This window comes from Synechococcus sp. R55.8 (genome assembly GCF_047461895.1).
Taxonomy (GTDB): domain Bacteria; phylum Cyanobacteriota; class Cyanobacteriia; order Thermostichales; family Thermostichaceae; genus Thermostichus.
The window spans coordinates 1-2,972 of the sequence record NZ_JANSIB010000156.1 but is presented as its reverse complement, the minus strand read 5'-3'; the positions used below and the strand labels follow the sequence as shown (position 1 = coordinate 2,972).

At 58.3% G+C, this 2,972-nt stretch carries 4 protein-coding genes and 1 pseudogene; all 5 read right to left on the bottom strand.

Annotation, left to right across the window (positions count from 1 at the left end; genetic code table 11):
- Positions 1 to 271, bottom strand: a pseudogene (locus NW829_RS12005) (AEC family transporter); the annotation flags it as partial.
- Between the two features lie 26 nt (positions 272 to 297).
- Positions 298 to 1,557, bottom strand: coding sequence for a 4-hydroxy-3-methylbut-2-enyl diphosphate reductase (locus NW829_RS12000; protein ID WP_011434194.1), 1,260 nt, complete (start codon positions 1,555 to 1,557; stop codon positions 298 to 300).
- 197 nt (positions 1,558 to 1,754) lie between these two features.
- Complete coding sequence (locus NW829_RS11995) at positions 1,755 to 2,030, bottom strand: lipopolysaccharide assembly protein LapA domain-containing protein (protein ID WP_011434193.1); 276 nt, start codon at positions 2,028 to 2,030, stop codon at positions 1,755 to 1,757.
- 52 nt (positions 2,031 to 2,082) lie between these two features.
- On the bottom strand, positions 2,083 to 2,529 hold the full coding sequence (locus NW829_RS11990; protein WP_414328976.1) for a pentapeptide repeat-containing protein: 447 nt from the start codon (positions 2,527 to 2,529) through the stop codon (positions 2,083 to 2,085).
- Positions 2,530 to 2,618: 89 nt separating this feature from the next.
- Positions 2,619 to 2,972: zinc ribbon domain-containing protein (locus NW829_RS11985; RefSeq protein ID WP_414417171.1), on the bottom strand; the 354-nt coding region annotated here is incomplete at its 5' end.

Here is a 2,972-nt window from a genome sequence, read left to right as displayed (position 1 = left end):
GCTGCCACCACAGCCAAGCGCTGGTCAAGGCAAACCCCAGCCCCACCGACAGCCAGCAGATCAGGGGAGCAACCCAGATTTGACCCGACAGATCCACTCCCTGCATAAACCCAACAATGCTGAGGGGCACTCCCACCCAAAACATGAATCGCCCCAAGGCGTGGGGATCCAGCCAACGATTCCAGCCGCCGGGCAGCCCCTTCTGGAGAGCAAACCCCAGCAGCGTCCAGCCCAGCAAGGGAGGATAAACCTGAAAAAGGGTGTTGAGCACGCTCAAGAGGGAGAGGGAAGGGATCCCTAGGCAGGGATCCGCCGGGGTTCTTCACGTAGAGCGAAGATGCGTTGAATCACCTCTTCAACAACGCGGTCTGGGGTAGAGGCACCGGAGGTAATGCCGATTTGCACCGGCCCATCGGGTAGCCACCCTTCGGTAACCGTCGGGTCTTGGTGAAGAGGCTTGTGACGGATGCGGTTGTTGGGTTGGATGCAGTCGGGGCCATCGATGTGGAAGGAAGGCAAGCCCTTGGCCAGGGCAATTTCCTGCAGGTGGGTGGTATTCGAGGAATTAAACCCCCCGATCACCACCACGACATCCAAAGGCTGCTCCAGCAGCTCGAACATGGCATCCTGCCGCTCTTGGGTGGCATTGCAGATGGTGTTGAAGCTCATGAAGTGATTGTCCAACTCCTGGGGGCCATATTTGCGCAGCATGGTGGTCTCAAACAGCTTAGCAATGGCGCGGGTCTCCCCCTCTAGCATGGTGGTTTGGTTGGCGATGCCGATCCGCTCCAGATCGCGATCCGGATCAAAACCGGGGGAAGTGGCCTTGCCGAAGCGCCGCCGAAATTCTGCCGCATCTCCGCCTTGCAAAATGTAGCGGGCGACCCATTCCGCTTCTTCCAGGTTCAGCACCACCAGATATTTTTCGGCAAAGGAGCTGGTGGCTACGGTTTCCTCGTGGTTGTACTTGCCGTGGATCACAGAGGTGAATTGAGCCGCGCGGTGCTTGTCCACTTGGTTCCACACGCGGGAAACCCAGGGGCAGGTGGTATCGACAATCTCATTGCCCTGCGACCGAAAAAACGCCATTTCCGATGCACTTGCCCCAAAAGCAGGCCAGATCACCACATCTTGGGGCCGGATCTGAGAGAAGTCCTTCTTGCCGTCTGGGCCTTTCTCCACAAAGCGGATCCCCATCTCCTTCAGGTGCTGGTTTACCAGAGGGTTGTGGATGATCTCGTTGGTGATCCACAGTTGCCGATCCGGAAAGCGTCGCCGCGCTTCATAAGCATATTCCACCGCCCGTTCCACGCCCCAGCAAAAGCCAAAGGCCCTGGCCAGGTGAATGGTAATGTCGCCCCGCTGATAGCGGTAGGACTGGGCACGGATTTGCTCCACAAGGGGGCTTTTGTAGGTGGTTTGCAGCTCCAGTTGAGCCTGATCCTTGTGTTCTTCAAACCCCTTGGCGAAGTAGGTACTGGATCCGCGCAGGGCTTTGCGCAGGGCCCGTGGGTCTTGGGGAGAGGGATCCGGGGAAGTGGGTTGGGAATGAGGCATGGTTACGGTTGGAGATACGCACTGATCAAGCAGACGGCGAAGGGATCCTTTCTCAGCTTACGCCCAGTCTCAGTCGGCGAGCTATTTCGGCACGCTTTCCTCAGGGCCACCGACAAAATCGTCCAGCAAGTCAACGGCGGGATCGAAGCTGTTGAGCCAAAGCCAGAAAGCAGAGGGATCCCTTTGGGAATTGGCCGTTATTGGGGCGGTTGATCCTGCATTTCCAGTTGGCGCACCCGTTCCTGTAATTGGCGGGCGGTGGCAGAAAAGCTGCGCCCAGGCCAGAGGAGAGAGCCCAGCCCCACCGTCAACAGGCCCAAGCCGACAGCCGCGGCGATGAGAAATCCCAAAGGCAGCTCCACCGAGCGCCACATTAAGAAATGTACGGTCAGGGTGGTGGGGTTTTGTCCGGCCAGGACTGCCACTCCCAAAGCCAGCAGCAGTGTCAAGACCAGGTTGAACAGCAGCAACATCAGGGATCCCGTCGCAACAGTTCCATTCTGCCTTGTCTGCTGGGGGGGTGGCTCAAGCCCGCACACTCCCGTCGGGTAGGGTGGCTCCGCTGAGGTCAGCGCCGGTCAGCACTGCTCCGCCGATTTTTGCCCCGCTTAGATCGGATCCCTGCAGTTGTGCACGGGTTAGCTTGGCTTCCCAAAGGTAGGCACCGTGCAAGTTGGCTTCCCGCAAGTCGGCAAAGCTGAGATCCGCGCCGATCAAGTTGGCTTCCCAAAGATTGGCCCCGCGGAGGTTGGCCCCCATCAAGTTGGCCGAGCTGAGATCGGCGCCGCGCAAATCGGCTTCCTGCAGGTTAATGCCACTCAGCTTGCCAAAGGAGAGGTTGGCCCCTCTCAGATTCACCCCTTGCAAGTTGGAGCGCACCAAGTCCACCCCCACCAGGTTGGATTCTTGAAAGTTGCGCTCGCCAGAGGCATATTCTGTCAGCAGCTCGTCAGCAGTTGTCACTCGGGGCATGGCCGGATACTGCCATCCGTGCGTTAAGCTTAACAATTTCTGGCTGCTCAACGGGGTACTGATGACCGCTCCGAAAGACCTACGAAACGCTAACAAACACTTCCAGAGTGTTCAGTGCCTGTCGCGTCTCTGCTTTCTTCCTGCTTCCACGACTCGTGACTGGTAGTAAGCTTCAGGCTTACCACCCCGCCAGAGGAATCTCCACAGGCGTCTCTTTCCCCAGAGCTTGGGGTAGTTGAGCGCTTTAAGTAGCACTCAAAATACCACCGCACCAGGTTCAGCGCTGCATTGCGGTCGCGGTCTATCCCCAGACCACAACACGGGCAGCGAAATACCCGCTCGCTGAGTGGCATCTTCTGTTTGTGGCCACACCGTGAACACAGTTGGCTGGACGGATAAAACCTATCCGCCACCACCACCTGACAGCCGTAGAGCCGGGCCTT

Bases quoted from the DNA above. Each gene is read 5' to 3' on its own strand.
- NW829_RS12000 (WP_011434194.1), bottom strand. From the start codon at position 1,557: ATGCCTCATTCCCAACCCACTTCCCCGGATCCCTCTCCCCAAGACCCA.
- NW829_RS11995 (WP_011434193.1), bottom strand. From the start codon at position 2,030: ATGTTGCTGCTGTTCAACCTGGTCTTGACACTGCTGCTGGCTTTGGGA.
- NW829_RS11990 (WP_414328976.1), bottom strand. From the start codon at position 2,529: ATGCCCCGAGTGACAACTGCTGACGAGCTGCTGACAGAATATGCCTCT.